Annotated in this window: 20 protein-coding genes; 11 read left to right on the plus strand and 9 right to left on the minus strand. The window is 69.3% G+C overall.

The window, feature by feature from the left end; translation table 11 throughout:
• Position 1: 1 nt before the first annotated feature.
• Positions 2-1,621 carry a PucR family transcriptional regulator gene (locus tag LWF15_RS29985; RefSeq protein WP_232814336.1) on the minus strand — a complete coding sequence of 540 codons (1,620 nt, stop codon included), beginning with the start codon at positions 1,619-1,621 and terminating at the stop codon, positions 2-4.
• A 153-nt stretch (positions 1,622-1,774) separates the two neighbouring features.
• Positions 1,775-2,797 (minus strand): hypothetical protein, encoded by a 1,023-nt coding sequence (locus LWF15_RS29990; RefSeq protein ID WP_232814337.1) that lies wholly within the window; start codon positions 2,795-2,797, stop codon positions 1,775-1,777.
• A gap of 366 nt (positions 2,798-3,163) precedes the next feature.
• Here LWF15_RS29990 and LWF15_RS29995 point away from each other — a divergent pair, with 366 nt between their 5' ends.
• Positions 3,164-4,081, plus strand: coding sequence for an AraC family transcriptional regulator (locus LWF15_RS29995; RefSeq protein ID WP_408624312.1), 918 nt, complete (start codon positions 3,164-3,166; stop codon positions 4,079-4,081).
• Between the two features lie 38 nt (positions 4,082-4,119).
• Here LWF15_RS29995 and LWF15_RS30000 read toward each other — a convergent pair whose 3' ends face one another.
• Complete coding sequence (locus LWF15_RS30000; RefSeq protein WP_269811089.1) at positions 4,120-4,830, minus strand: SDR family oxidoreductase; 711 nt, start codon at positions 4,828-4,830, stop codon at positions 4,120-4,122.
• Positions 4,831-5,092: 262 nt separating this feature from the next.
• Between LWF15_RS30000 and LWF15_RS37935 the strand changes: the two genes are divergently transcribed.
• The 6 genes from LWF15_RS37935 to LWF15_RS30030 all read left to right on the plus strand — a co-directional run bounded on the left by LWF15_RS37935 (position 5,093) and on the right by LWF15_RS30030 (position 14,692).
• Positions 5,093-5,962 carry a calcium-binding protein gene (locus LWF15_RS37935; RefSeq protein ID WP_232814340.1) on the plus strand — a complete coding sequence of 290 codons (870 nt, stop codon included), beginning with the start codon at positions 5,093-5,095 and terminating at the stop codon, positions 5,960-5,962.
• Between the two features lie 241 nt (positions 5,963-6,203).
• Positions 6,204-6,365 (plus strand): hypothetical protein, encoded by a 162-nt coding sequence (locus LWF15_RS30010; protein WP_232814341.1) that lies wholly within the window; start codon positions 6,204-6,206, stop codon positions 6,363-6,365.
• Between the two features lie 78 nt (positions 6,366-6,443).
• Positions 6,444-7,145, plus strand: a complete 702-nt coding sequence (locus LWF15_RS30015) for a calcium-binding protein (RefSeq protein ID WP_232814342.1) — start codon at positions 6,444-6,446, stop codon at positions 7,143-7,145.
• A gap of 322 nt (positions 7,146-7,467) precedes the next feature.
• Entirely contained in the window at positions 7,468-8,688 is a 1,221-nt protein-coding gene (locus LWF15_RS30020) for an MFS transporter (RefSeq protein WP_269811073.1), read from the plus strand.
• Between the two features lie 75 nt (positions 8,689-8,763).
• Positions 8,764-11,736 (plus strand): condensation domain-containing protein, encoded by a 2,973-nt coding sequence (locus LWF15_RS30025; protein WP_232814344.1) that lies wholly within the window; start codon positions 8,764-8,766, stop codon positions 11,734-11,736.
• Positions 11,729-14,692, plus strand: coding sequence for an amino acid adenylation domain-containing protein (locus LWF15_RS30030; protein ID WP_232814345.1), 2,964 nt, complete (start codon positions 11,729-11,731; stop codon positions 14,690-14,692). Before LWF15_RS30025 ends, LWF15_RS30030 begins: the two co-directional genes overlap by 8 nt.
• A gap of 35 nt (positions 14,693-14,727) precedes the next feature.
• Here LWF15_RS30030 and LWF15_RS30035 read toward each other — a convergent pair whose 3' ends face one another.
• Positions 14,728-15,636: a S66 peptidase family protein gene (locus LWF15_RS30035; RefSeq protein ID WP_232814346.1), complete on the minus strand. Its 909-nt coding sequence runs from the start codon at positions 15,634-15,636 to the stop codon at positions 14,728-14,730.
• 8 nt (positions 15,637-15,644) lie between these two features.
• The gene (gene gnd / locus LWF15_RS30040; RefSeq protein ID WP_232814347.1) at positions 15,645-16,559 is read right to left on the minus strand and encodes a phosphogluconate dehydrogenase (NAD(+)-dependent, decarboxylating); all 915 of its coding nucleotides are present in this window, start codon (positions 16,557-16,559) and stop codon (positions 15,645-15,647) included.
• A gap of 94 nt (positions 16,560-16,653) precedes the next feature.
• Here gnd and LWF15_RS30045 point away from each other — a divergent pair, with 94 nt between their 5' ends.
• On the plus strand, positions 16,654-17,307 hold the full coding sequence (locus LWF15_RS30045) for an HAD family hydrolase (RefSeq protein WP_232814348.1): 654 nt from the start codon (positions 16,654-16,656) through the stop codon (positions 17,305-17,307).
• Between the two features lie 33 nt (positions 17,308-17,340).
• Here the strand turns inward: LWF15_RS30045 and LWF15_RS30050 are convergent, their stop codons facing one another.
• Complete coding sequence (locus LWF15_RS30050) at positions 17,341-17,886, minus strand: hypothetical protein (protein WP_232814349.1); 546 nt, start codon at positions 17,884-17,886, stop codon at positions 17,341-17,343.
• Positions 17,887-17,990: 104 nt separating this feature from the next.
• The gene (locus LWF15_RS30055; protein ID WP_232814350.1) at positions 17,991-18,641 is read right to left on the minus strand and encodes a hypothetical protein; all 651 of its coding nucleotides are present in this window, start codon (positions 18,639-18,641) and stop codon (positions 17,991-17,993) included.
• Between the two features lie 187 nt (positions 18,642-18,828).
• Here LWF15_RS30055 and LWF15_RS30060 point away from each other — a divergent pair, with 187 nt between their 5' ends.
• The 3 genes from LWF15_RS30060 to LWF15_RS30070 all read left to right on the plus strand — a co-directional run bounded on the left by LWF15_RS30060 (position 18,829) and on the right by LWF15_RS30070 (position 23,000).
• Positions 18,829-19,413: a YdeI/OmpD-associated family protein gene (locus LWF15_RS30060; RefSeq protein WP_232814351.1), complete on the plus strand. Its 585-nt coding sequence runs from the start codon at positions 18,829-18,831 to the stop codon at positions 19,411-19,413.
• A 242-nt stretch (positions 19,414-19,655) separates the two neighbouring features.
• Positions 19,656-21,281: a 5-guanidino-2-oxopentanoate decarboxylase gene (locus LWF15_RS30065; protein WP_232814352.1), complete on the plus strand. Its 1,626-nt coding sequence runs from the start codon at positions 19,656-19,658 to the stop codon at positions 21,279-21,281.
• Positions 21,282-21,377: 96 nt separating this feature from the next.
• A complete protein-coding gene (locus LWF15_RS30070; RefSeq protein WP_232814353.1) occupies positions 21,378-23,000 on the plus strand; it encodes a flavin monoamine oxidase family protein in 1,623 nt (540 codons plus the stop codon).
• A gap of 7 nt (positions 23,001-23,007) precedes the next feature.
• Here LWF15_RS30070 and LWF15_RS30075 read toward each other — a convergent pair whose 3' ends face one another.
• Complete coding sequence (locus LWF15_RS30075; RefSeq protein ID WP_232814354.1) at positions 23,008-24,417, minus strand: class I adenylate-forming enzyme family protein; 1,410 nt, start codon at positions 24,415-24,417, stop codon at positions 23,008-23,010.
• A gap of 7 nt (positions 24,418-24,424) precedes the next feature.
• The coding region (locus LWF15_RS30080) for a thioesterase domain-containing protein (RefSeq protein ID WP_232814355.1) at positions 24,425-25,413 on the minus strand (989 nt) is incomplete at its 5' end.

The following is a 25,413-nucleotide window of genomic DNA, read 5'->3' on the forward strand; positions in this document are numbered from 1 at the left end:
GTCACCGGGCGCGGGCCTGGGCCAGGTCGTCGGCGATCAGGGCGACGTGCAGGGACACCCGGATCGACGGATTGTCCAGGTCCACCCCCAGCACCCGCTCGAGCTTGCTCAGCCGGTCGTAGAACGCCGCCCGGGACAGGTGCAGGCTGGCGGCGGCCTCCGACTTGCTGGCCGGATGCTCCAGCAGGGCCCGCAGCACCGGCAGCAGCTGGATCTGCTTGCCGGCCGGCGAACTGTCGTGCCGGCGCAGCGGTTCCAGCTCACGATCGACGAACAGCCGGACCCGCTCGTCCTCACCGAGGAGGGTGAGCAGGCCGTGCAGGTGAACGTCCGGCAGGCGGTGCACCGTCACCGCCTGACCGGACGGCCCACCGCCCGGGGCGACCGGCGGCACCGAGTCGGCCACGTGCCGGGCCTCGGCCATCGTCCGGTCGATCGCCTCAGGCACCATCACCGCCCGCCCCGCGCCCGCCACCATCGCCTGCCGCAGCCGGGCGGCGAGCCGGTCGACCAGCGGATCCGCCTGCGCCGAGGCCGGGATCGACAGCAGCAGCCGCACCTCCCGGTCGACCTGGGCCACCAGCGCCGGCACCTTGACCGCGTGCGCGGCCGCCACGACCGCGGCGATCACCTCGTCCAGGTTGTCCCGCCCACCCCCGAGCGCCGCAGGCCTGAGCACCACCCCGGCGAACTGACGCCGGGCGATCGGGAACCCGGCCAGCTCACAGCGGCGCACCAGATCGTCGTCCACCGGCTGGCTGGTCAGCGCCAGCAGAAGTTCGTGATGCCTTCGCCGGGAGGCGTTCTCCTGGTCCCGGTCGCGTAGCCGGTGCAGGGCCAGCGAGGCGGCCGCCCGCTCGGCCACCGCGATCAGGCGCTGCGACGGCGGCTGCTCGGAACCGATGATCAGACGCCCCCAGGTCTGCTCCCGGCTGCCCAGCCGGGTGACCAGCCAGCCGTTCGCCTCGTCCCAGCTCGTCCGGCCGCTGACGCTGACCCGGGCCGAGCGGGCCCGCCAGCCGTCCAGGAAATCAGGGACCACCACAGGGCCGGGCAGGAAGTCGAGCGGACGGTGCTGGTCGTTCTCCAGCACCACCGGCGCACCCGCCAGCCGCCGGACCGCCTCCAGAACCTGCTGCGCCTCAGCCTGTTCGAAGCTCAGCTCGGTGAAGGTCTCGTGCACCCGCTCCGCCTCCCGCAACTGAGCCAACTGCTGGTCCACCACCGTCTCCCCCACCGTCTGGATCACCGCCGCGAACCTGACCTCATGGGTGAACGCCACCAGCGGCAGGCCCGCCTCGTCGCACGCCCCGACCAGAACCGGCGGAAGCGTGCCCTCCTGCCAGCGCCGCCCGTACTCCACCATCAGCCCGGCGCACCCGGCCTCGGCCAGGCTGTCGATGAACCCTTGGAGTCCGGCCCGGTCGCCGTCCGCCGGCAGACCGACCCCGGTGGTCAGGACCAGATCCCCGGCCCGCAGCAACGGCGCGATGTCGACCAGCTCGGTGGCGTGCACCCAGCGCACCGCCGCGTGCAGATTCACCTCCCCGGCCAGGACCACGGGGGCGCCCTGGCGGACCACGGGGAGGTTGAGCACGTCGGCCAGGGTCAGATGCAGCACGGGCGACAGTCTGCATGATCAACAGGCACTCAGGCGACACTTTGTCACCGTCGTGAGCTCCGCCATGCCTCGCTACGTGGGCCGCCCGGTGAACGTCAGGTCATCGCCACCCTGCGGGCCGGCTGATCCGCCCTACCAGCGGGTCGCGGTCATTCATGACGCCAGCAGATCGAAGTGGAACCCGATCGCGAAAAGGATGAACCCGGCCCAGCGGAGCCGGTGGGCCGGGCGGGCGGCGTCCAGAAGGTCAGCGACCACCGGTGCGCTCGCCGCGACAACTCCGTACCGCAACCACATCACGACTCTGCGGACGGTGCGCCCCGGCCCGGCGCTGTCCACCATGATGTTGAGCCACACCACCAACGTGGCGAACAGCAGCGCGAACTGCACGACGCGAGGGCCGCCTCGGTCCTGCGAAGTCCACGTGCCGACGGCTATGAAGGCGCTGATGGCCACCACGAACGACACGTAGGTCAAGGCTGGATGTCGTGGTGTGCGTGCAATAACGGCGTCCCACTGGCGGCGTTCGTCCTCGGTCAGGCCCGCCGTGATCAGTTCTTCGATTACTGAGGTGAGAAACGGCAGTTGCTCGGAGCAGATCCGTGGGTGTTCCGCGTGCCCGCAATGCTCACCGCGTTCTGCGGCGAAACGTTCGTGAGCGGCCAGATATTGCTCCTCGGTGAACGGAGCGTCATCTGGGACCGCCTGCCAACCGAACGAGCCGGGATCGCCCATGGCCGAGAAATACGTGGCCGAGGTGTCGTCGTAGCGAGCAGCAAACCGCACTCCGGTCAGGTGGCGCACCCTTTCCAATTCGTGGGCGAACTGGTTCTCGGCTCGAACCGATCGGAACTGCTCCACCTCGCGGGAGGCGCGGAGCCCCACAGCTCGCAGCTTCTCCGGGCCGACGAGGTCGAGCAGGACGGTCAGGCCGGCGACGAACTGCAGCACCTTGCCCACCCGCCCCCACCAGCCCAGGACGAGCGGCCACAGGAACGTGTCCGCCGAGACGTCCCGGGTCAACCAGTCGCCGACGACCTCCAGGTATCCGGTGGTCAGGACCCAGGTACCAGCGGCACATACCGCCACCATGCTCGCCCACGCCTTCCACCTTCTCGGCCGGCCCCCCGAGAGACCCGCCCGAACCTCTCCCGTCGCTACCTTGACCTCGACCATCAGACCCCCCGGTCTCGACCGCCCCGACCCGTCGGCGGGTGGCGCCCCTGATCCTGCCGACAGATACGCAGCGTGTCAGGCATTAGCCCGACGGGAATTGGCTCGACCGACCCGAGGCCTGCGACCCATGGACTCGCTCGATCGCCCAATGCGCCCACAATCAGGCTGGCTACCTGGGCCGGAATACTCAGGAACACGGCCGGCGCTGCGTTGATCGTGAGCAACCCGCCGCCTGTCTCAGGAGCGCCGACCGCTGGGCGGCGCAGCCCTCGTCAAGCGGCGGGGCCACAGAGCCGGCTCAAGACCGCTGCCGCGAACACGCAGGTCCGTCGACCTGCCTCCGCCACGGCGCAGGCGCCTGACCCGCTGGCCGAGACCGTCCGTCTTTTCGGTGCGCACGGGTCGGTCGGGACTCGGACCGACGTCGGCGGCGACTGGGGTCTGTGGCTGGCCAACTGCCCGGGTGCGGTGATGCACCTCATCTCCTCCGGGAACGTCTGGCTGGAGGTCCCCCAAGAGCCACGGCGGCTGCTCCGCCCGGGCGATGCGGTCCTGTTGCCACCGGGCACGGCCCACGGGCTGTCCAGCGGCGAAGGCGTACGCATGGTGCCCTGTGATCTGGTCGCCGCCTCGCGGGCCCGTGACCAGGGTGGCGTGGTGCGACTCGGATCCGGACCGGTGTCGGCCCGGTTCATCACCGTGAACTATGACCTTGACCCCGCGGTGAGCCGGACGTCGGGGTCGATGCCGGGAGCCGTCCTGCACGTCGAGGCGGCCAGCAGCCGCAAGCTCGACGCCACGATCGGCCTGTTGTGCGACGAGCTCTCACACCCGGAGATGGGCGCCACCGCGGCGGTCAACAGTCTGGTCGATCTGCTGCTCGTACAGTTCGTCCGGGCCGTCGGTGGTGGCGGCTTCGCCCCTGCGACTTCGCCTTGGCTGACCACGGTGAGCGACCCGGTGGTACGCGATGCCCTCGCCCTCATGCACCGGCGTCCGGCGTATCCGTGGACCACGGCCGATCTCGCCTCGGCAGTCCGGGTGTCTCGAGCCACCCTGAGCCGCCGTTTCCCCGCCACGCTCGGTATGTCACCAGGGGCCTACCTGGCGTCGTGGCGGATGGACGTGGCCGCCGCCCGCCTTCGGGACACGGACGACCCGATCGAAGTGGTAGCTGAATCCGTCGGTTACGGCTCGTCGCACGCCTTCCGTCGGGCGTTTCAGCGGGCCCGCGGGCAGTCGCCGCTGCGCTATCGCGCCGTGTCCCGGGTGGCGTCGCAGTAGCCACCCGGGACTTGCGCTCAGCGCGTGCCTCGTCGGCCTCAGCTGTTGGTCAGCAGAGTGAAACCGCGTGGTTCGCCGGCCAGCGACGCCTTGGCGGCAGCACCGTATGTGTCCGCCACGATCTCGATCTGGCCGGCTTCGATACCGTCGAACGCGGCGTTGACGATGTCGACGGGGTCGTTCATCACGGCAGCCGGGTTGAACGCTTTCATGGTCTCGGTTCTCGTCGGTCCGAAGACCAGCCCGGACACGAGGGTGTGCTGCTTCGCCAGTTCGAGCCGGATCCCGTTGGTCAGGCTCCACTGTGCGGCCTTGGCCACCGCGTAGGAGTTGTTGCCGTCGAAGCTGATCCAGGACAGATTCGACAGCACGTTGAGGATGGCGCCGCCGCCGTTGGCGCCGAGCACCGGCGCGAACGCACGGACCATGTTGAGCGTGCCGAACAGGTGCGTCTCCACGACCGTCCGGATCTGGCCCAGGTCGCCTTCGATCAGGTTCTGCCCCAGCGAGACGCCTGCGTTGTTGATCAGCAGGGTCACGTCGCCGGCGGCCTCGGCGGCTGCTGCCACCGACGCCGGGTCGGTGATGTCCAGGCGCAGCGGCACGACGCCGGGCAGGTCGACCATTTCGGGGCGTCGCGCGGCCGCGTAGACCTTCTTCGCCCCTCGCTGCAGCAGGTGCTCGGCGAAGAGGCGACCGAGGTCACGACCGGCGCCGGTGACCAGTGCTGTACTTCCCTGCAGTTCCATGATTCTCCTTGTTCGCTGCACCTTTCCGGTCGATCGTAGGAACTGGGCCGGACCCGACGGGTGGTCGAATGCCTCATTACCGTGACCGTCTGCCTCTGTCTCACCGCCCGGACATCGTCCGACGCGCCGGTGGAGTTGGGACTGTAGACAGAAGCCGGCTTCTGGCACGCTGCTCAGCGTGATGCACGCCGCATCGCAGTGAGCATTCGGAGTTCCGGGGGGGGCGTCCATGATCGTGCCGAAAAGCCGCACACTGCCTGCGGTGTCTGCGGTATGGGGAACACTGCTGATGGCCAGTGGGGTGAGCCTGGTCTTCCCGGCCTCGGCGCAGGCGCAGGACCTGCCCGCCGTGGTGAAGGTCAACCACCACCTGAACTACCAGGCCCAGGTCGGTCAGACCAACCACCTGAAGGTCACGCGCGACATCGTCGACGGCCCGAGCGACGACATCTGCGACGCCTACGGCTGTGCCTGGTACCAGTACCGGATCGACGACAGCGTGGACATCAAGATCGAGAGCGACCCGGACGACACCTGCCTCTACCCCACGGCCTCGGACCAGACCCTGGTGGTGTGCACGTTCCTGGGCTTCTGGGGGCAGGACCCGGGCACGGTCGCAGGCTTCCACCTCGACACCGAGAACGACACGGTGACGTACGTCGACCTGAGTGGTGACCACTACGAGAACGACATGTTCGACCTCGGCGGCGGGAACGACACGTACACCAGCACCGGTGGGAAGACCGACGCAAACCTGATCCAGGGCGGGCAAGGGAACGACACCATCACCACCGCCCCGCAGATCGGCGATGTAGCCCGGATCCACGGCGGTCACGGCAACGACACGATCCGCACGTCGGGCGACTGGACCATCGCCTACGGGAACACCGGCAACGACAAGCTGTACGGCGGCGCCGGACGGCAGGACTTCTACGGTGGCACCGGCAAGGACCTGATCCGCGGCGGCGCCGGCACCGACTACCTGCAGGGTGGCCCCGGGAACGACACGGTGCACGGAGACACCGGGGCCGACAGGATCTGGGGAAACAGCGGCAACGACAAGCTCTACGGCGGCAAGGGCACGGACACGATCTCCGGTGGTCCGGGCAAGGACGTCATCAAGAAGGACTGACAAAACCGGGCTCCGAACACGCACCGGGCATGTCCGCCTACTCGATGGGGATCTTCTCGTAGCAGGTGGCAGCGGAAGTCTTCCCCTCGCAGTTCACGGAACCGTTCCTGGACTCAGTCCTCAGAAGGTTGCCCGAGAGATCCTCATGGGACATATGTCTCGTTCCTGGCATCCTTGCCCGCGGGCGGTTGCGATTTGCGAGGTTGGAGGCACCGCAGCACCACATGCCTGGAAGCCCTGAATGATCCCCCGCACGAACCGGCTCACCGCAACCCTCGGCGTCGCCTGCCTGACCACGGCGGGTCTGATCCCGATAGCTCTGGCCGGTTCGGCCCAGGCGGCCACCACCTGGGCCCTCGCCGAGGTGGAGACCCACGACGGCAAGGACACCCGCTTCGGTTAATACAGCGGCAGCGGGGTCGACAACGATGCCACGGTCACGCTGGCAGAGTCGGCCGATGGGTCGAAACTCGTCTATACGGTGGACGACGTCCTGGACATCGAGATCGGCTCCGGCTGCGTCCATCCCGACCCCAGCGACCTCACGAAGGTCACCTGCGAGATCGACAACGCCCCGGTCGGTACCAGTGCGTCCTTGTGGGGCTACCTGGGCTTCAACGACGGCCAGAACACGGTCGTCTTCACCAACAAGACCGACCACAACATCACCAACGTCGACTTCCAGGGCGAGGGCCGCAACACCTACACCACCGGCGATCCCAACCGGCCCGACGCCAACATCGTGGGTGGCGGCCACCAGGGCAACACCTTCACGGTCGGCAACAACGCCGTCGTGAGCAGCAGCGTTGGCGACGACGTCATCAACGTCGTGGGTGACGACGCCTGGATCCGCACCGGCGGCGGCAAGGACACCGTCACCATCAGCGGCCTACGCGCCGAAGTGCTGGCGGGCGACGGGAACGACGAGATCCAAGGCGGGCCGGGCAACGACATCCTGCACGGTGAGGCCGGAAACGACGTCATCTACGGCAACGACGGGGACGACAACATCACCGGCGGCACCGGGAACGACGAACTGTACGGCGGCCGGCACAACGACACCCTGTACGGCAACAGCGGTGACGACGTCATTTTCGGCAACAGCGGCGACGACTACATTTCCGGCGGCCCGGGTGAGGACACGCTGTCCGGCGGGACGGGGACCAACACCGTCATCAACTGACTGGCGATCCCCGGGTCTGCTCCTGCCCATCCGGTCAGGAGCAGACCCGGGGTGAAGCGACCCTCGTGCGACTGGCCGGAGACCAGGTCGTCGATCCGGCACGAACTGCCTCGCTTTGCGGGTCCACGTAGGCCTGCCGCGGTACCGGCGCATGAACTGTCTGGCATGTCGGTTGTTTGACCGACAACATCGAACCCCCAAATCGCACAAACTCCTCGGGGGACCTCAAAGAGCGCGCTAGCGGGGAAAAGGGGCCTGTTCCGGTATTCCGCCGGCAGGGGCTAGCGCGGCACTGTACGAGGTCCGCGAGGGGAGACGCGGCATGCTGCAGGCGTTCTGGCCTGGTTCTCGAGCCGAGCGTGCACTGATCATCGCGACGTTGGCGAGTTCGTTCGGCTTCGCGGCCTTCGCCACGGCCAGCGGCCTGTTCTTCGTGCGATTCATCGATCTGACGCCGAACCTGGTGGGCATCGGGCTCGCGGTCGCCGGTGTCGTGGGGCTGGGCAGCCCGCTGCTGTTCGGCCGGTTGTCCGACGTGCTGGACGTCCGGACGTTGGCGTTGTGGTTGTTCGTGTTCGAGGCGGCGCTGGTCGCCTGCTACGCGTTCACGAGTACCTCATGGATGTTCATCGTCGTGGTCACGGCCGTGACGTTCGTCGATCGTGGCACCTGGGTGGCACGCAGCGTCCTCACCGTTCGGGTCGTCGCTGCCGAACAGCGGGTCAGGTTCCGGGCTCAGCAGCAGGTGGTCTTCAACGCCGGCGCTGCCGGCGGCTCGTTGACGGCGGCGGTCCCTCTTCAGCTGGACACCCGGGCCGGGTACCTCGGCCTACTGGCTCTTTACGTGCTCTGCTACGCGGTGGCGGCACTGTGCCTCGCGGCGATTCCCCCGGCGGGCGGTCCGCAGCAGGCGCGCCCACAGGGCTGGCAGGCACTGCGAGATCCGGCCTACATCGCATCCGCGCTGCTTTCCGGGCTTCTCTTGCTGCACCACAGCCTGCTGATCATCGCCGTCCCCCTCTGGGTCGCGCGCTCCACTGACGCACCGACGTTCACCGTCGGTCTGCTGATCGCCCTGAACACGGTGATAGCGGTGCTGCTACAGGTCCGTCTGAGCGCGGGTTCGGAGACAACGCTCGGTGCTGCGAAAGCTGGGCGTAGCGGTGCGTTCGTCCTCGTCCCGGCCTGCATCCTGCTGGGGCTGGCCGGTTTCGGCAACACCCTCTGGGCGGTGACGACACTCGCCGCGGGAGTCGTTCTGCTCACGCTCGGCGAGCTCTGGACGGTTTCGTCGCGCTGGGGGCTGGGCTACGCGCTGGCCCCCGACGCGCTGATGGGTGAGTACCAGGGCATCTACAACCTCGGCACCTCGGTCGAGGGTGTCCTGGGGCCCCTTATCGCAACGTACATTGTTGTGGGTTGGGGATTTTCCGGTTGGCTGGTGGTAGCCGGCATCTTCTTGGCACTCGGCCTCCTGGTCGGCCCGACCACCCGCTGGGGCGAACGCACCCGCACGGAGCCCGACGTGGCCCGGTTGGCGTAGATCGGACCAGGTCACGGCCCCCACAACAGACGGGAAACGCGCATGGTTTCAGCTGCCAGGAGTGCCCTGACACGAGTGGCACACCACGTCGAGACGTCACCGGACACCATTGCCGTGGTCACCGCGTCGGAGAAGATCACCTACCGTGAGCTCTGGCAGCGGGCAGCCGGGTTCGCCGCCGCGGTGCCCCGGACGTCCGAGCCCGACCCCGTCGTCGGAATCGTCATGCGGCGCAGCATCGATCTTGTCGCGGCCGAGTTGGGAGCCTGGCTGGCCGGTGCCGCCTTCCTGCCCCTGGATCCACGGCTGCCGGACGCGAGAATACTGACCGCGCTTCGTGGCGCCGGCGCATTGGGCGTCATCACTACAGACGATCTTGCCGGGCGGCTCAGCGGCGTTCTCCTACTGGTCGGCAGCGGCGGCGACGAACTCCGGCCCGTGTCGGAGCCGGAGCAGTCCCGCCTGGCGTACGCGATCTCGACGTCCGGCTCCACCGGCACCCCGAAGAACGTGGCGATCGAGCACGGCAACCTGACGAACCTGATCGCCTGGTTCGTTCCTGCCTGCCAGGTCGGGCCGGATGAACGGGTGCTCAACGCGACGGCTCCGGGCTTCGACCTGTCGGTCCTGGACTTCTGGGGAACGCTCGCGGCTGGTGCGACGCTCGTCCTGGCCCCCGAACCGGCCGTCCGTGACGTCGAACAGCTGCTGGATTTCCTTGACGCCGAGCAGGTTACGCAGTGCCACCTACCGACGCCGATCGGCGAGGCGCTGCTGGGGTCGAGCCGCCGCCCGGCGACCCTGCGCTCCCTTCGCCTCGGCGGTGACCTGATGCGGATCTGGCCGGCCCCCGACTACCCCGCTGCCGTGTTCAACGCGTACGGGCCGTCCGAGACCACCGTGCTGGTGACGCTCACCGGCGACCTACGCGCCTATCAGCAGCGTGACCTGCCGCCCATCGGACGTCCTGTCGCCGGCGCGGAGATCCGGTTGCTCGACGAGGCCGGCCACGTCGTCACCGACCCCGGCCAGGTCGGGGAGGTATGGATCCGCGGACCGGTCGTCGGGCGTGGCTACCTGATCAGCGAGAGTCACCCCGCACAGACAGCTTTCGTTCCCGACGATACGACCGAGGGCGGCCGCTGGTACCGCAGCGGCGACCTGTGCACCTGGGGCCTGGATGGAGAGCTGTACTTTCGCGGCCGCCGGGATCGTCAGGTGAAGGTACTCGGCAACCGGATGGAACTCGGCGAGATCGAGCATGCGCTGCTGCGCTGCGAAGGGGTGCGGCAGGCCGCGGTGGTGCTCAGTGGCGCTGAGCCGCAGCTGTTCGGGTACGTGACCGGGGAGTGCGACCCGGCCCGGGTCCGGCATCAGCTGGTGGCGGAACTGCCCGCCGCGATGATCCCTGCCCAGTTGCGGGTGCTGTCCGAGATTCCCCTGACCGGGAACGGGAAGATCGACCGCGACGCTCTTCAGGCGCTGACGTCGAGCGCCCCGCAGCAGCCCCCGGTCAACGCCCAGGCCCCGAGCTCCGTCGAGCAGGCGGTGATACAGGTCTGGCAGTCCGTGCTGCAGACGCCCGTGGATCGCGACGCCAACTTCTTCGCGCAGGGGGGCGACTCGCTCACCGGCATCCGCGTGGTCACCCGTCTTCGCGAGCAGCACGGCTACTCCGCCTCGCTACGTCTGGTGCTCAGCCACCCGGTCCTGCAGGACTTCGCGGCCCAGCTGAACCCTGCGCCCGCTCCCCCTACCGCCGGCCCAGTCACCGGCCCAGCCATCAGCCCGGCCGAGACCAATGAGCCCATCGTTCCGCTGTCCGACGCGCAGCGGGCCCTTTCACAACTGCTCGGCGGCCCCGGCGACCGGACTTCGATCTGCGAGATACCGCACCTGATCCACCTACGCGGCGAGGTTGATCTGGATGCCCTGCAGTACGCCGCCAACACCGTCGCCGCACGGCACGAGGCCCTTCGTAGCACCGTCGATGACCAGGTCCAGGTCGTCCACGCCGCGCGACGGGTCGACGTGCCGGTCCGCGAGCAGCCGGGGGCGCCCTTGGCCGAGGTGGCCGAGCGTGCACGGCAGGAGGTGACCCGCCGCTTCAATCTGCGTCAGGAACGACCGTTCCGGATGGCGCTGTACCGGATGGGCGAGGCCGAGAGCCTGCTGGCGATGGCGACGCATCACATGTTCTTCGACGGCTACTCCAGTTCCGTGCTCTACCGGGAGCTGGCGGCCGCCTACTCCGCCCGGGCCCGGGGGCAGACGCTGCAGTTGCCCCCGGCCACCCCGTACCGGGCCTACGTGGCCGCCAGGGCCGCCGCGAAATCGCCGGAGTCGGTTCAGGAGCACCTCGACTTCTGGGCCGGGTATCTCGACGGGTTCGACCTGAGCGACCAGCCCTGCGACTTCCCACGACCGGCCACCCCGAGCTTCGCCGCCGGCGAGGTGTCGTTCGGACTTCCGGCAGTGACACTGGCCCGCCTTGATGCGTTCTGCGCACACCACCAGCTCACCCGGTTCCCGGTGCTCCTGGCGGCGGTGGGTACGGCGATGGCTGAGATCTCCGGGCGCAGCGACCTGCTGGTGGGAGTCTCGATCTCCCAGCGCCGCACGCTGGCGGACGAGTCGATCATCGGCGAGCTGACCGGCACCTACCCGGTACGGCTGGATCTGAGCAGGGCCACAGGTTTCACGCAGGTCTGCCGGGCCACCGCAGACAGCTTCGGACAGGTCGAACAGCATTCCGGCATCCACTACCGGGCGCTGCATCCGCCGGTGCCCGCCGACCGGGCCTTCCAACTGGACTTCTCCATGAACAAGGTTCCCGCCGAGCAGCCGGACTTTGCCGGCCTGGTGGCATCGACGCTGTCCACGCGGGGCAAGGAGAACGGCACCCACCGGGACGTCCGGTTCGACGTCTTCGAGGGCGCATCCAGCCTCGAGTGCATCCTCACTTACCGCACCGAGCTGTACCGCCCCGCGTCGATCCGGCGCGCGGCCGACGTGATCGTCGAGAGGCTCGAAGGCCTTGATGTCTGAGCTGCTGCGGAGGGTGCTCGCCACGGCGGCAACGGCGCCGTCGCGCCCCGCTGTCGTGGAGGCGGGGCGGATCACCAGCTACGCGCAGCTGGCCGCCGAGAGCGAACGCCTCGCCCAGCAGTTGCGCGAGCTCGGGGTGGAGGCGGGCCACCGGGTGGCGGCGGTTCTTCCTCCGGGTGCCGACCTGTTGACCGTCGCGCTGGCTGCGTTCGCGCTCCGTGCGGCGTACGTACCGATCGATCCGGTGTTGCCGGGGCCCAGGATCGAGCAGATCCTCGCGGTGAGCTCGCCTCAGGTCATCGTCGACAGGGACGGGCCGCTCGCTTCCGGGCGGCCGGGCACGGCCCCCACGCCGTTCGACGTCGCCTATGTCGTCAGTACGTCGGGCTCCACGGGGCCGCCGAAGGCCGTGCAGATCGAGCACCGGAACCTGTTGAACTCTCTCACCGCCCTCGATCGGTGCGCGCCGGTCGAGGGGCCCTACACCGGCTCCTGGTGGGCCAGTCCCACCTTCGACGTGTCGCTGTGGGAATGCTGGTCACCACTGCTGAGCGGCGGCACCGTGGCGGTCGTCCCGGCCGGCGCACGACTGGACGCCGAGCGGTTCGGCGCGTTCCTGGACGCCGCGGACGTCCACAGCGTCTACGCGCCGCCAGGGCTGCTGCAGGGGCTACGCGAGTACCTGGCAGCCGATCCGACACGATGCTCGCAGCTGTCCCGGCTGCTCGTGGGCGTCGAACCGATCCCGCTCGGGCTGCTCCAGGACCTGCAGGCCGAACGCACCGGCCTGCGGGTCGTGAACGCGTACGGCCCGGCGGAGGCGACGATCTACTGCACCCTGTACCCGGTGCCCCCAGCCGGGGGCGAGCGCGCCGCCCGCACCCCCATCGGCACCGCTGTCCCCGGCAACACCCTCTACGTCCAGGACGAGCAGGGCCGGCTGCACACGTCCGGAGCCGGTGAACTCGTGGTGGCGGGGGCGAACGTCGGACGGGGCTACCTCGACGGCGACCCCGCCGGCCGGTTCCTGGCCGACGTCGAGGGCGAGCGGGCCTACCGGACCGGTGATCTGGTCCGGTTCCTGCCCGACGGCAACCTGCTGTTCGAGGGCCGCCGCGACGGGCAGCTGAAGATTCGCGGTTCCCGCATCGAGGCCGGGGAGGTCGAGGCGGCGATCCGGGCGAGCGCACCGGTGCGCGAGGTCGTCGCCGACCTACGGGAGAACTCGGTCCTGGCCGCCTACATCGTGCCGGAGCCAGGCGGATCGATCGACGCGCAGGAACTACGGCGGGCACTCCTGGGAACGCTGCCGCCGGCGGCGGTCCCCACCATCGTCCTTACGCTTGAAGATCTTCCGCAGACCGCGAACGGCAAGATCGACCGTGCGGCGCTGGCCCGGCTCCCAGCCCCGACCTCCGCGTCGGCGAGTATCAGGACGGACGAGTCATGGAGCCTGGTGCGAGAGGCGGTGAGGGAAGCAACCGGATCCCCGCCGTCCCCGGACTGGAGCTTTCTGGAGTCCGGTGGCACATCTCTCTCGGCGGTGCGCATGGCCGTTGCCTTGCGTACCTACGGCGCCCAGGAGCTGACGCCGTTCGAGATCCTGGCCGCCACCACGCTGGGTGAGCTCGCGGACTCGCTGAAACCTTCTGCGCCCACCGGGATCGACCATCGGCACGAGGGACGGTTGAGTGGCCCTCTCACGCCGGCGCAACTGGGGATCTGGATGCACGACCAGCTCGACCCGGACTCTGCCCGCTACGTGGAGTCGTACTGCGTGGAAATATCCTGGGCCGTCGTCACCGAGGGCCCGCACGAGCCCGGCGTGGACGAGGAGCGCCTGCGTGCGACCGTGGCCGCAGCAGCGGCAGCACATCCGGCCTTCACTGCGGTGATTCGCGACGACGGTGAGTCCGTCACCATGCAACTGCTCGCCCACCAGCCTTTCTTGGAGGTCATCCGTCCGGGCGACCGGGCCGCCGCGCTCCGGCTCGCCGCCGAGCTCGCCCGGACTCCGATCGACCTGGCTGACGGGCCGTTGATGCGGGCCCAGTGGGCGCCGTTCGCGCCGGGCCGCGGTCTGCTCACGTTCGTCTGGCACCACGCCGTCGTCGACGGCTGGTCGCTGCGGCTCTTCCTCGCCGATCTGGGCCGCGTCTACGCCGAGCCCGGCCGTCCCCTGGCCAGGGCCGAAGGAACGATCTGCGACGCCAACGTACGGGCCATCGAGCACGCAGCCTCCCCCGGACTACGCAGCGAGACCGAGGTGACGGTGAGCCGGCTGCTGGCGGACTTCCCGGCAGGCACGTCACTGACCTGGTCGCGTGAGGGCGGACCAGGCTCCGCCGGCCACAGCCGAACTGTTCTGTCCGAGCACCTTTCGAGCGCTGTGCGAGCCGCCGCGATCGCGCACGGAACCTCCCCGTTCGTCGAGCTTCTCGCGGCGTACGAGTACGCGCTTGCCAGCGCACTGGATCTGCCGCGGTTCGTCGTCGGCTGCGCCGACGGGCGTGCCCGCGCGGCGAGGGAGTGGAACGTGGCCGGCTACATGGTGGACACGCGGCTGGTGGTCGGAGCGAGTGTGCGAGGCCGGGCGGTGGGCGAGTTCCTGCGCGAGGCGTCGGCCCGCGCCGCCGAGGTTCTCTCCAGGCCGGTGCTGGCGCCGCTCGCTGCGGTGATCCCTGCGCTTCGCCGTGAACGTCCGGTGCCTGCCGCCTTCCCGAGCTTCTACTTCAGCGCTGACGAGGAAAACGTTCTGACGCTGCCGGGCGCCGAATGCAGGATTGTCGATCTGCCCGCCGCAACACCGAAGTTCGCGGTGACGCTCGAGGTGAAGCCGATCGGCAGTCGGTTCGTGCTGCGGCTGGAGTGGGATCGTGGGCTGGTGAACGATGCCGAGGCGGACGCTCTCGGGCAGGCACTCGAACGGGCTGTCGCCGCTCTGGACGCGCCATGAACGTGGTGCGCGAGCCGATAGTCGTTGCTACGGCTTCAGCCCAGCGCAGGCTGGGAGTAGTGAAGTGAGCGGTCGGCGGTGTCGAGTACGGCCGAGGGGCCCAGCGGCACGGTGAGCTGTCGCGGACCGTGCCCGACGTCGAAGCCGGACAGGATGGGCACTCCCAGAGGGCCGAGCCGTTCGAGCAGGATCGCGTCGGGATCCGGCCCGCAGTTGACCCACTCCCCCACCACCACGCCGGCCGCTGCGTCGAACCACCCGGCCCGCAGGAGCTGGGTCAGCAGACGGTCGAGACGGTGCGGTTCCTTGTTGATGTCCTCCAGCACAACGATGCAACCGCGGGCCGACCCGGCCTCGGGGCTGCCCAGCAGCGCTGCCAGCAGGTTGAGGTTGCCTCCGATCACCGGTCCGACGGCCTGCCCGGGCACCAGGACGCGCGCTGCGGGGCTGTGCAGCCGCACCGTCTGTTCCGGGCTCATCAGCGTCCGGATCAGGTGATCTCCCCACTCAGCGCCGTGCGTGTCGGTGGCCAGCGCCTGACCGGCCACCATCGGCCCGTAGAGAGTGGCGACGTCCGCGTGCCGGGCGAGCCAACGGTGCAGCACCGTGACATCGCTGTAGCCGATCAACGGCTTCGGTTGCGCGGCAGCGAAAACCGCCGGATCCAGGTGATCCAGCAGGCGTAGCGCCCCGTAACCGCCACGAGCGCACAGCACTGCGCCTACCCCGTCGTCGCACCAGGCCTCGGTCAGGTCCGCCGCACGCTGCTCATCACTGCCGGCGTACAGGCCGTCCCGGGCCAGCACATGCTGGCCCAGGACAACTTTCAGTCCGGCTGAGCTCAGCCGGGCGCAACCGCCGGCAAGTTGCTCGGGCGAGACCGGGCCGCTGGTCGCGACCACGGCCACCCGGTCGCCGGCCCGCAGCCGCGCCCCCCGTCGCACAGCCGGACTCAGTTCAGCGGCCCACCAGGGCGATTGACGACATGCCCTCCGAACTCCTCGCGCAGGGCCGAGAGCACCTGACCACCGAAAGAGGTTTCCTGCCGGGACCGGATGCGGGTGAGCAGGGCAGCAGTGATCGCCGGCGCCGGTACGTCACGGGCGATCGCCTCCAGCACCGTCCAGCGGCCGGTGCCCAGATCTTCCACGTAGTCACCGAACTTCGACAGGTGCGGGTCGGCGCTGAGCTTGGCGCTGAGCAGGTCCAGCAGCCGGGAGGTGACCAGGCTGTTGTGCCGCCACAGCTCCGCGATCTGCGCCAGGTCCAGGTCGTAGTCGCTGGCCCGCAGAATCTCGAATCCTTCGGCGTAGGCTTCCAACAGCCCGTACTCGATGCCGTTGTGAACCATCTTCACGTAGTGGCCGGCCCCGGAGCCGCCCACGTACTTACAGCCTCCGTCCGGTGCTGCCTGCTGCAGCACCGGCATCAGTTCCTCGGCGAGCATCCTGTCCCCGCCCACCATCAGGCAGTAGCCCAGGTCCTTGCCGAGCAGACCCGAAGACGTCCCGACATCAAGGAAGCGCAAGCCGCGTTCGGCGCACCTGGCCGCCCTGTCGACCGTCTCGTGGAAGTTGGTGTTCCCTCCGTCGATGAGGATGTCACCAGGCGCCAGGGCACCTTCCAGTGCCTGTGACACTGCCCGGGTAGGCTCACCGGCGGGAAGCATCATCCAGACCAGCCGCGGTCCGGAACCGAGACGGGCCAGCAGGTCCGGAAGATCGACGGCGGCCTCCAGCCCCTCCGCCGCGAGCACATCGACCGTCGCCGAGCTCAGGTCGTACCCCACCACGCGGTGTCCGGCTCGCAGCCAGTGCTGCGCCAGACCGCCGCCCATCCGTCCCAAACCAACCAGGCCGATGTCCATCCATCCTCCTTGATCCGACGAACCGGCGAACTGCGCACCATGTGTGTCCCCCCATGGCACACGGCTCACCCCTCAGCCATTTATATTACGAATCATGGGAAAACGGGCCGTTATTCTCGATTTCGACGGCGTCATCATGGACACCGAGTCCGCCGTGATTGCCGCCTGGCGCGCCGAATGCGCCGAGACGGGGCTGATCTTCGACGAGGCCGCGTTCGCCGCCGCCGTCGGGGTACCGTCCCTGACCCCGCAGCGGGTGGCGGCTCTGCTGGGCGCGGGCACCGTCGATCCCCTGGCGTTCGCCACCAACGTGCGGCGGCGTCTGCGCGCGGCGAGCGCCGAACTGCCGGTCCTGCCCGGCGTGCGGGAACTGCTGGCCGAGGCGAGTGCCGCCAGAGTGCCGGTGGCCGTAGCCTCCGGCGCGAGTCGCGACTGGGTCCTCGGCCACCTGAACCGGGCCGGCGTCCTGCCGGGCCTGGCCGCGGTGGTGTGCCGGGAAGACGCCCGGGCCGGCAAACCTGCTCCGGACCTGTACCTGGTCGCACTCTCCCGGCTGCACGTCGACGCTCGGCAGGCGGTGGCGGTCGAAGACTCCCTGACGGGCGTGACCGCGGCCCAGGCGGCAGGGGTGCGGTGCATCGCCGTGCCGGGTCCGACGACCATCGGTCACGACCTGTCCGCCGCCGACCAGCAGTTGACCACGCTCGCCGGCGTCAGCCTCGCGGACCTCTTCGCCGACCGGCCGTGAACCTCACCAGCACTTTCTGCGCAGGGCCGCAGCTCAGCGCAGAGACTCCCAGAACAAGTCCACCGCCCGCGCCAGCTCCTCCTCGGCCGGGGGCTTGATCAGGGCGAAAGCCGAGACGCTGAGCCGGTCGGAGGTACGCCAGCAGATGAGCCCGCCGGGGTAGGGAGAGCCTTCGCCATCTGGGCCCTGGTCCGCCGTGCGCAGTGAAAGGTTGCTGCTGCAGTAGGAATTGCTGTATCTCTGACCATTGTCGTTGAGCATCCGAAGATCCACCCTGCCGGTGAGATCCGTTCGTGTCGCCGTGACGGAGACCGTGGTTCCGCCCGCTTTGCCGTACATGGCGAACGCGAGCTGAGCCCCACCCACGTCCTCCCGCAGCGTCGCCACGCTCTCGGGGTCGTCTCCGGTGTTGTAGGGCGAGACGTCAAGCTCCATGAACGTGGACGGCATCGTGATGGCCCGGTCGTCGGGCGGCCCGGAGGAGGCCCTCGACGGCCAGAGGACCCAGAACAGGACGAACACGGCGACCAGGAGGAACCCGCCGACGAGCGCAGAGACCGCGCGTGGGCTCACCGGCATGGGTACCTCCAAGGACGCCTGACCTGTTCAGACATCGGCAGGTGGACAGCCTGCTCTTGAGGTCTGTACGTCGCTCATGCCGGTGCGTGTCTGGCAGGACTCCCCTAGGCGGAGACCTCGAAGAAGTCGTTCAGGGCGCGGCTGTTACGACGCGCGATCGCCCGCTCTTCGGCGGTGGTGCCGGTGTTCGGGATCTCCAGGAGTTCGCTCAGCAGGTTCCGCTGCTTGGCGTAACGCTTCTTGTAGGAGTGCAGCTCGTCGATCGCGCCGGCGATCCAGACCTTCTGCTCGGCCGAGGCGACCTGCTGGCTCTTGATCCAGTCGGCCCGGGCGATCTTCAACGGGTTGCCGGGCTTGATCGAGTACAGGCCCGGGGTGTGGAAGAAGCCGTTGAGCTCTCTGGTGAGGCGCACCACGGTGGCCCGCTGCTTGGGCGTCACCTGGGTACCTGGGATCTTGGTGAGCGCGACCAGGTTGTCCTCTTCGTGCCAGTAGTGGTCCCCCTTGGCGGCCGCCAGCTCCTTGCGGGCAGCGTTGAACGCGTCGTAGCGGGTCGCGTTGGGGCCCTCAGCACCGGCCTTCCAGTGCGCACGTGCCTCCTGGAAGTGGCTGGCCCGGGCCGCGCTGCTCACGTCGGTGGTGGGGCTGGAGGCGCCGGCGTTGGCTGGACCGGCCGTGCCGATGACCGCGGCAGTCAGGGCAAGGCCCAGGGCGGCGGCAACAGGGACGGAGACGGCCGGCTTGTTCTTACGCATCGGAACTTCCTCGAGTCGATCAGGCCGCCAGGCGGCTTGTAGTTGCTGTCCCCAGATGAGATGCAGCGAGACCCGGTTTGGTTCGGAACTGCTTCGGGGTCGTCCGGACCACCGCTTTCACCGGCCGGGGTCCGAAGTTGGCGAAAGAGGTCACCAGCTGACCGCATGCCCTGACAACCTGGTCCGCATGGACGACGAACACACCGACGATCGCCTGACCGTGCCCGACACGGCCGCCTGGCGGGCCTGGCTGGATGCGAACGAGGCCTCGTCCAACGGCGTGAAACTGGTGCTGGCCAAGAAGGGTGTCACCGACCCGACGTCCCTGACCTATTCGGAGGCTCTGCTCGAGGCGCTGTGCAGCGGCTGGATCGACGGACGACGCAACGCCATCGACGACCGCACCTTCCAGCAGCACTTTACGCCCCGCAGGCCGGGCTCGCTCTGGTCCCAGCGCAACATCGGCCTGGTCGAGGCCCTGATCAAGCAGGGGCGCATGCGAGCACGGGGTACGGCCGAGATCGACCGGGCCAAGACAGACGGCCGTTGGGCCCGCGCCTATGCCGGACAGGCCCGAGCTGAGACACCGCCCGACCTCAGCCAGGCCCTTGCAGGCTCCCCTGCAGCGCAGACCAGGTTCGCCGCCCTGTCCAAAGCTGACCGGTACAGCCATATTCATGCCGTGATCACGGCTTCCACACCGGCCGGCCGCGCCGCCCGCATCGTGCGGATCGTCCAGGCCCTGGAGGAACCGCCATCAGCCACCCCCTGAAACTCCCCCGACCCCCACGGCCTGAACGAAGGCCTGCCCCAAGGCGCCCACCAACGTCCGTTGTTGGTGGGCGCCTTCGGTCGTGCCGCTGATCTGCCCGCCGACCCCACGAAAACCTGATCAACGCCAGAAGCGCCGTCCGTGACCTGGATCACTCGCCTGCACTTGGGTGTTCAACTGCTGCCTGCCGGTCGTTGACGTACCCGGCTACGCTCGTCGCCCGCCCGGGTGACGGGCCCCGGGTGAGACCGGCGTCGGACGAGGAGTGCGTGATGTGGTTCGGCGAGGCTGCCGCCCACCTGCTGAGCCAGTACGGCATCGAGGACGTCTTCGGCATCCCCGGGGTGCACACGGTGGAGTTGTACCGGGGGTTCGGTTCGGCCGGACTGCGCACGCACGTGGCCCGACACGAGCAGGGCTGTGGATTCATGGCGGACGCCTATGCGCGAGTCAGTGGGCGGGTGGGGGTCTGTGCAGTGGTCACCGGGCCGGGTCTGCTGAACCTGCTCACCCCGGCCGCACAGGCCTGGCACGACTCCGTACCAATCCTGATCCTGGCCGCCTCCACCCGCAGCGACCTGGCCGGGAAGGCCCGGGGCACGCTGCACGACATCCCCGACCAGGCCGCTGCCGCCGCCGGGGCGATCGGCTGGTCGAAGGTGGTCAGCAGCCCGGAGGCCTTTCCCGAACTGCTGGCCGAGGCCTGGGGCGTTCTGACCACCGGCCGTCCCCGCCCGGCCTGCCTGCACATCCCGATCGACGTCCTCGACGCCCAGGTCCCCGGCCCCTGGACCAGGGCCCCCGCCGCAGACCGACCCAGCCTCGAGCCGTCCTCGATCGACGCGGTCCGCGCTCTGGTGGCCCGCGCCGAGCGTCCGGTGATCATCGCCGGAGGCGGTTCCCGAAGCGCCGCACCCGAGGTGCAACGACTCGCCGAGCGCCTCGACGCACCCGTTCTGACCACCGGGAACGGGTCAGGGGTGATCGATGCGTCGCACCCTCTGGCGGTGGGCACCCTGCTGCCGTTCTCGGGCGCCCGCGACCTGGTGACCGAGGCGGATGTGGTGCTCGCGCTGGGGACCGAGTTCTCCGAGACGGACGTCATCTACACCGGGATCCCCCTGCCGACGGCCCGCGATCTGGTGATGGTGGACGTCGATCCGGCTCAGTTGTCGGCGCACCGCCCGCGGATCGGCGTGTGCGCCGACGTAGGAACCTTTCTCTCAGCCCTGCTGGGCGTGCTGCCGGAACCGGTTGGCGTCGAGCCCCGGTGGGCGGGGGCACAGCGGGCCGAGCGCGCCCGCAGCCGGATCGAGTGGACCTCCGACTCCAGGCGGCACAGGCCCTGGCTGGACGCCCTGTGGTCGGTGTGCCCGCCGGACCTGATCACGACCCTCGACTCGACCCAGCTCGCCTACACCGCGCACCAGTACGTGCCCAGAACCCGTTCGGCCACCTGGCTGGCCCCCTACGGCCTGGGCACGCTGGGCCCGGCCCTTCCGATGGCCGTGGGGGCCGGGATCGCAGCGCCCGGCCGGCCCACGCTGGCTGTCTGCGGCGACGGCGGGCTGCTGTTCACCCTGCCGGAACTGGCTACCGCCGTGGACGCGGGACGGCAACTCCTGCTCGTGGTGTGGGACAACCGTGGGTACGGCGAGATCCGTGACTCCTTCGACCGGGCCGGTGTTGCGCGCACCGGCACCGAGGTCACGGCGTTCGACCTGGTCGCCGTCGCGGCAGGCTTCGGTGCCCACGCCGTGCGGGTGACGACCCCCGGTGACCTACGGGACGAAGCCCAGAAAGCTTTCCTGCGCAAGGGCGTCAGTGTGGTGGTGGTCACGGCCGACGACGTCCTCGGGACAGACTAGGGAAACTGTTCAACCGCCGACCTGGGTGAGTGGTACGGCAGCGGTTAGGCTTTCCGGCCAGATCTCTTCGGGCACGGCTGATGAGGGGCCTCGGAAATGACTGCCGGCCTGGCGCCGCTGACGATGTTCGGTCCGGACTTCCCCTTCGCCTACGACGACTGGCTCAGACATCCCTCCGGGCTCGGCCGGCTCCCGGTCGAACGGCACGGCACCGAGGTCGCGGTGGTCGGCGGTGGGATCTGCGGGCTGGTCACGGCCTACGAGCTGATGCGCCTGGGTCTGAAACCGGTGGTCTACGAGGCGGAACGGCTGGGCGGTCGGATGCGCTCGGTGCGCTTCGCGGACGGGCTTGACACCGTGGCCGACCTGGGCGCGATGCGCTTCGCCCCGGCCGCCACCACGCTCTTTCACTATGTGAACCGGCTGGGCCTGCGCACCGAGGCGTTCCCCAATCCACTCAGTCCCGCCGCCGGGACCACGTTCATCGACCTGAACGGCCGCACCCACCAGGTAAGTTCGGCCGACGACCTGCCCCCGGTGTACCGGGAGGTGGGCGAGGCCTGGCAGCGGACGATCGCCGACGGCGCCGAACCGGAGCTGATCGAGGCCGCGCTGCGCGGCCGCGACGTGGCCGCTCTGAAGACCGTGTGGAACCGGCTGGTGGCCGAGCTGGACGACCAGTCCTTCTACGGTTTCATCAGCCGGTCCAAGGCTTTCGCCTCGTTCCGGCACCGGGAGATCTTCGGCCAGGTGGGCTTCGGGGCGGGCGGCTGGGACACCGACTTCCCCAACTCGATCCTGGAGATCCTGCGGGTCGTCCTGACCGGCGCCGAACACGACCAGCAGAGAATTGTCGGTGGCGCTCAGTCCCTGCCCGACGGCCTGTGGAAGCACGCTTCTGACAGCATTTTCTGGCCCGCCGGAACCTCACTGGCCACGCTGCACCCGCACGGGCCGGCCCCCGCGGTCACCAGCATCACCCGCTGCGGCGAGGGTCTGCGGATCAGCACTGCGGACGGGCACCGTGACTACCCGGCCGCGGTCGTCACCCCCCAGGTCCGGCTCCTGGCCACGCGGATCGACGTGGAGGAGTCGCTGCTGCCCACCGAGGTGTGGACGGCGATCGAACGCACGCATTACATGGGCGCTTCCAAGGTCTTCGTCGCCACCGACCGGCCGTTCTGGAAGGACGCCCAGGGCCCGCGTCTGGGCATGACCCTCACCGACCGGCTCCCCCGCAGCATGTATCTGCTGGACGACGGACCGGACTGCCCGGGCATCATCTGCCTGTCGTACGTGTGGAACGACGACTCGCTCAAGCTCGGGCCGCTGTCCCTGGCCGAGCGCACCGACCTGCTGCTGCGCCGGATCGCCCGGATCCATCCCGAGGTCGAGATCCGGGCCCGGATCATCGGTGAGCCGGTCGGCATCACCTGGGAGGACGAACCGAACTTCCTCGGCGCCTTCCGGGCCAACCTGCCCGGCCACTACCGCTACCAGCACCGCCTCTTCGGTCAGTTCCGCAGTGCCCGCAACGGGCTGTTCCTGGCCGGCGACGACGTCTCCTGGTTCAGCGGCTGCTCCGAGGGCGCCGTCACCACCGGCCTGAACGCGGTCTGGGCCGTGGTGCGACATCTGGGCGGCAGCAGCCACCGTGACAACCCGGGACCGGGGGACGTCTACGACGACATCGCCCCGGTCACCCTGCCCTACTCCTGAACCGCGCCTACTGGGAGGCCATCTCGGCCTCTGCGAGACCGGTCAGCTGCTTGCGGTCCGGCTTGCCGTTGTGGTTCAGCGGCAGCCGGTCCAGCACCACCACCCGGTTGGGCTGCTCGTAGGGCGGCAGCAGCTCGTTCAGCCGCTCCCGCCAGTACTGCCGGTCGCGGCCCTGCTCGTCCTCCACGTAGAAGACCAGGGAGGCGCCCCGCCGCTGGTCGGGCACGGCGATGACCTTGACCGAGCACCCGCCCCGGGCCACCTTGTTCTCCAGGATCTCCGGGTAGATGGTGTAGCCCATCCGGTTGACCGCCAGCTTGCGGCCCAGCACGAACAGGTTGCCGCCGGAGTCCAGATAGCCCAGGTCACCGGTGCTCTGCCAGCCGCGCTCCACCACGTCCACCGACCCGTCGTCGGCCAGGAAGCCCTCCATCATGTCGGGTGAGTGCACCTCGATCTCCCCCACCTCGTCAGCCGACAGGAAAGCTCCGGCGTCGTCGACGATCCGCACCCCCAGACCGCGGACCACCTGGCCCGTGCCCACCGGGTTCTGGCTGGTGGCGAAGCAGACGTTGCCCAGTTCGGTGCTGCCGTAGCTGTCCAGCAGCGGGTGCCCGGCGAAGTCCCGGTAGCTGTCCGAAAGGGCCGGGTCCAGCGGTGCGGCGCCGGAGCAGAACATCCGTACGGTTCGCAGGTCTGCCATCGGATCGGCGCGCCGGGTCACGATGTTGCGGATGCTGCGGTAGGTGGGCGGGGTGGCATCGATGACGGTGACGCCGGTACGCGAGGCCATCCGCAGCACCACGTCCAGCCGCCGGTACGGAGCCACCACCAGCGAACAGCGCCGCAGCCAGGCGATCATCACCATGGACAGGCCGTACTGGTGGGAGAACGGCAGCAGCGGCAGCAGCACGTCGTCGGCGACGTGCCCGACCAGATCGGCGTTGCGCAGCAGGTTCTCGAGGAACTTGCCGCCGCTCTTGACGATCCCCTTGGGCTCGCCGGTGGAGCCCGACGACCACATGATCAGGCCGTCGGGCATCTTCGCCCAGGGCTGCAGGTCGAAGTCGCCCTCGTCGTCCTGGCTGATGCCCGCGACCAGGTCACCGATCCGGGCCACGGGCAGACCTTCGGGGACGGCGCCCTCGTCGGTGACCAGCAGCCGGCAGGCCGCCCGGTGGTAGATGCGGACGGTGCCGTCGGTGTTCTCCAGGTGATCGGCCAGCACGATCGAGGCACCGGCGTGCATCAGGGCCAGGAGCACAGTGACGTAGGCGGGTGAGTTCTCCGCCCGGTAGAGCACCCGGGTGCCCCGGGTGACGCCCAGGCCCTGCAGTTGGGCGGCCACCGCGGTGGCGTCGCGTTCCACCTCGCCCAGGGTCTGCGCCGAGTCCGGTCCGTAAAGGGTGGCGCTCATGAGGGTCTCATTCTCCTTCGGCGGGGTGCTCGATGTCGGTGAGCCAGCGGTGCACGGTCTGCGCGACGAACGGGACGTCCTCGTTCTCCAGGATCGAGAAGTGGTCACCGGGCACGTCGACGACGGCGGACATCTGCGGCAGGTCGGTCTGCCACTGCATCCCCTCCTCGCCCTCGGCCAGGGGAACGGTGGCCCGCAGCAGCAGCACCGGGGTGTCCAGGTCGCCCGGGCCCCAGTCGATCAGGAGCCGGCTGCAGATCCAGGCGAAGGCGGTGATCTCCTCGAAACCGATGGTGCCGGTGTCGATTCCGGTGAACGAGCGCGAGGACAGCTCGGTGTCCCAGCGTTTGATCGTCGAGTCGTTCATCCGGTAGGTGTCGAGCAGGGCCACCCCGGCGGCCGGGGTGCCGCGTCGTTCCAGTTCCTGCGCGATCTCGTAGGCCAGGACCCCGCCGGAGGAGGAACCGGCCAGGGCGAAGGGTTCCTGGCCCACGTGCGCCACGATCGCGTCGGCCATCACCGAGATCATGACCTCGTTGGTGCCCGGCAGATCCTCTCCCGGGCCGAAGCCCGGCGCGGCGATCGCCGAGACCCGGCGCGTGCCGGTGAACTCGGCGGCGAAGCGCAGGTACACGTCCGGGCCGGTGAGCGGCAGCGGCACCGGCGGCACCACGCAGATCAGGTGCGGCCCGCCGTCGCCGGCCGAGATCCGCACCACCGGGGGCAGCGCCGGCAGTTCTTCCGGCTTGTGGAACTTGGGACGCAGGTCGGCGCCGGTGAGTGCGAAGGCGTGCGCGGTCTCGGTCTGCCCGGCGGCGATCGCCTTCAGGTACAGCTGACCCACCGGGTCCTGTTGCGCCCGCTGGGCCGGTCCCTGGGCCGCGGCCATGGCGTGCACGCCGAGCTGCGGTGACAGGGCCAGGGCGGTGGCCACAGCGGTGGCCAGGTCGCTGACCGTCGGGTGCTCGAAGACCAGCGTGGCGGGCAGGGGCAGGC

It is taken from the genome of Kineosporia rhizophila (assembly GCF_021277265.1).
GTDB lineage: Bacteria > Actinomycetota > Actinomycetes > Actinomycetales > Kineosporiaceae > Kineosporia > Kineosporia rhizophila.

What these genes read in the sequence shown, in the direction of transcription:
- LWF15_RS29990 (WP_232814337.1), bottom strand. Translation starts at nt 2,797, where the DNA reads ATGGTCGAGGTCAAGGTAGCGACGGGAGAGGTTCGGGCGGGTCTCTCG.
- LWF15_RS30000 (WP_269811089.1), bottom strand. Translation starts at nt 4,830, where the DNA reads ATGGAACTGCAGGGAAGTACAGCACTGGTCACCGGCGCCGGTCGTGAC.
- LWF15_RS30010 (WP_232814341.1), top strand. Translation starts at nt 6,204, where the DNA reads ATGATCCCCCGCACGAACCGGCTCACCGCAACCCTCGGCGTCGCCTGC.
- LWF15_RS30020 (WP_269811073.1), top strand. Translation starts at nt 7,468, where the DNA reads ATGCTGCAGGCGTTCTGGCCTGGTTCTCGAGCCGAGCGTGCACTGATC.
- LWF15_RS30030 (WP_232814345.1), top strand. Translation starts at nt 11,729, where the DNA reads ATGTCTGAGCTGCTGCGGAGGGTGCTCGCCACGGCGGCAACGGCGCCG.
- gnd (WP_232814347.1), bottom strand. Translation starts at nt 16,559, where the DNA reads ATGGACATCGGCCTGGTTGGTTTGGGACGGATGGGCGGCGGTCTGGCG.
- LWF15_RS30045 (WP_232814348.1), top strand. Translation starts at nt 16,654, where the DNA reads ATGGGAAAACGGGCCGTTATTCTCGATTTCGACGGCGTCATCATGGAC.
- LWF15_RS30050 (WP_232814349.1), bottom strand. Translation starts at nt 17,886, where the DNA reads ATGCCGGTGAGCCCACGCGCGGTCTCTGCGCTCGTCGGCGGGTTCCTC.
- LWF15_RS30055 (WP_232814350.1), bottom strand. Translation starts at nt 18,641, where the DNA reads ATGCGTAAGAACAAGCCGGCCGTCTCCGTCCCTGTTGCCGCCGCCCTG.
- LWF15_RS30060 (WP_232814351.1), top strand. Translation starts at nt 18,829, where the DNA reads ATGGACGACGAACACACCGACGATCGCCTGACCGTGCCCGACACGGCC.
- LWF15_RS30070 (WP_232814353.1), top strand. Translation starts at nt 21,378, where the DNA reads ATGACTGCCGGCCTGGCGCCGCTGACGATGTTCGGTCCGGACTTCCCC.
- LWF15_RS30075 (WP_232814354.1), bottom strand. Translation starts at nt 24,417, where the DNA reads ATGAGCGCCACCCTTTACGGACCGGACTCGGCGCAGACCCTGGGCGAG.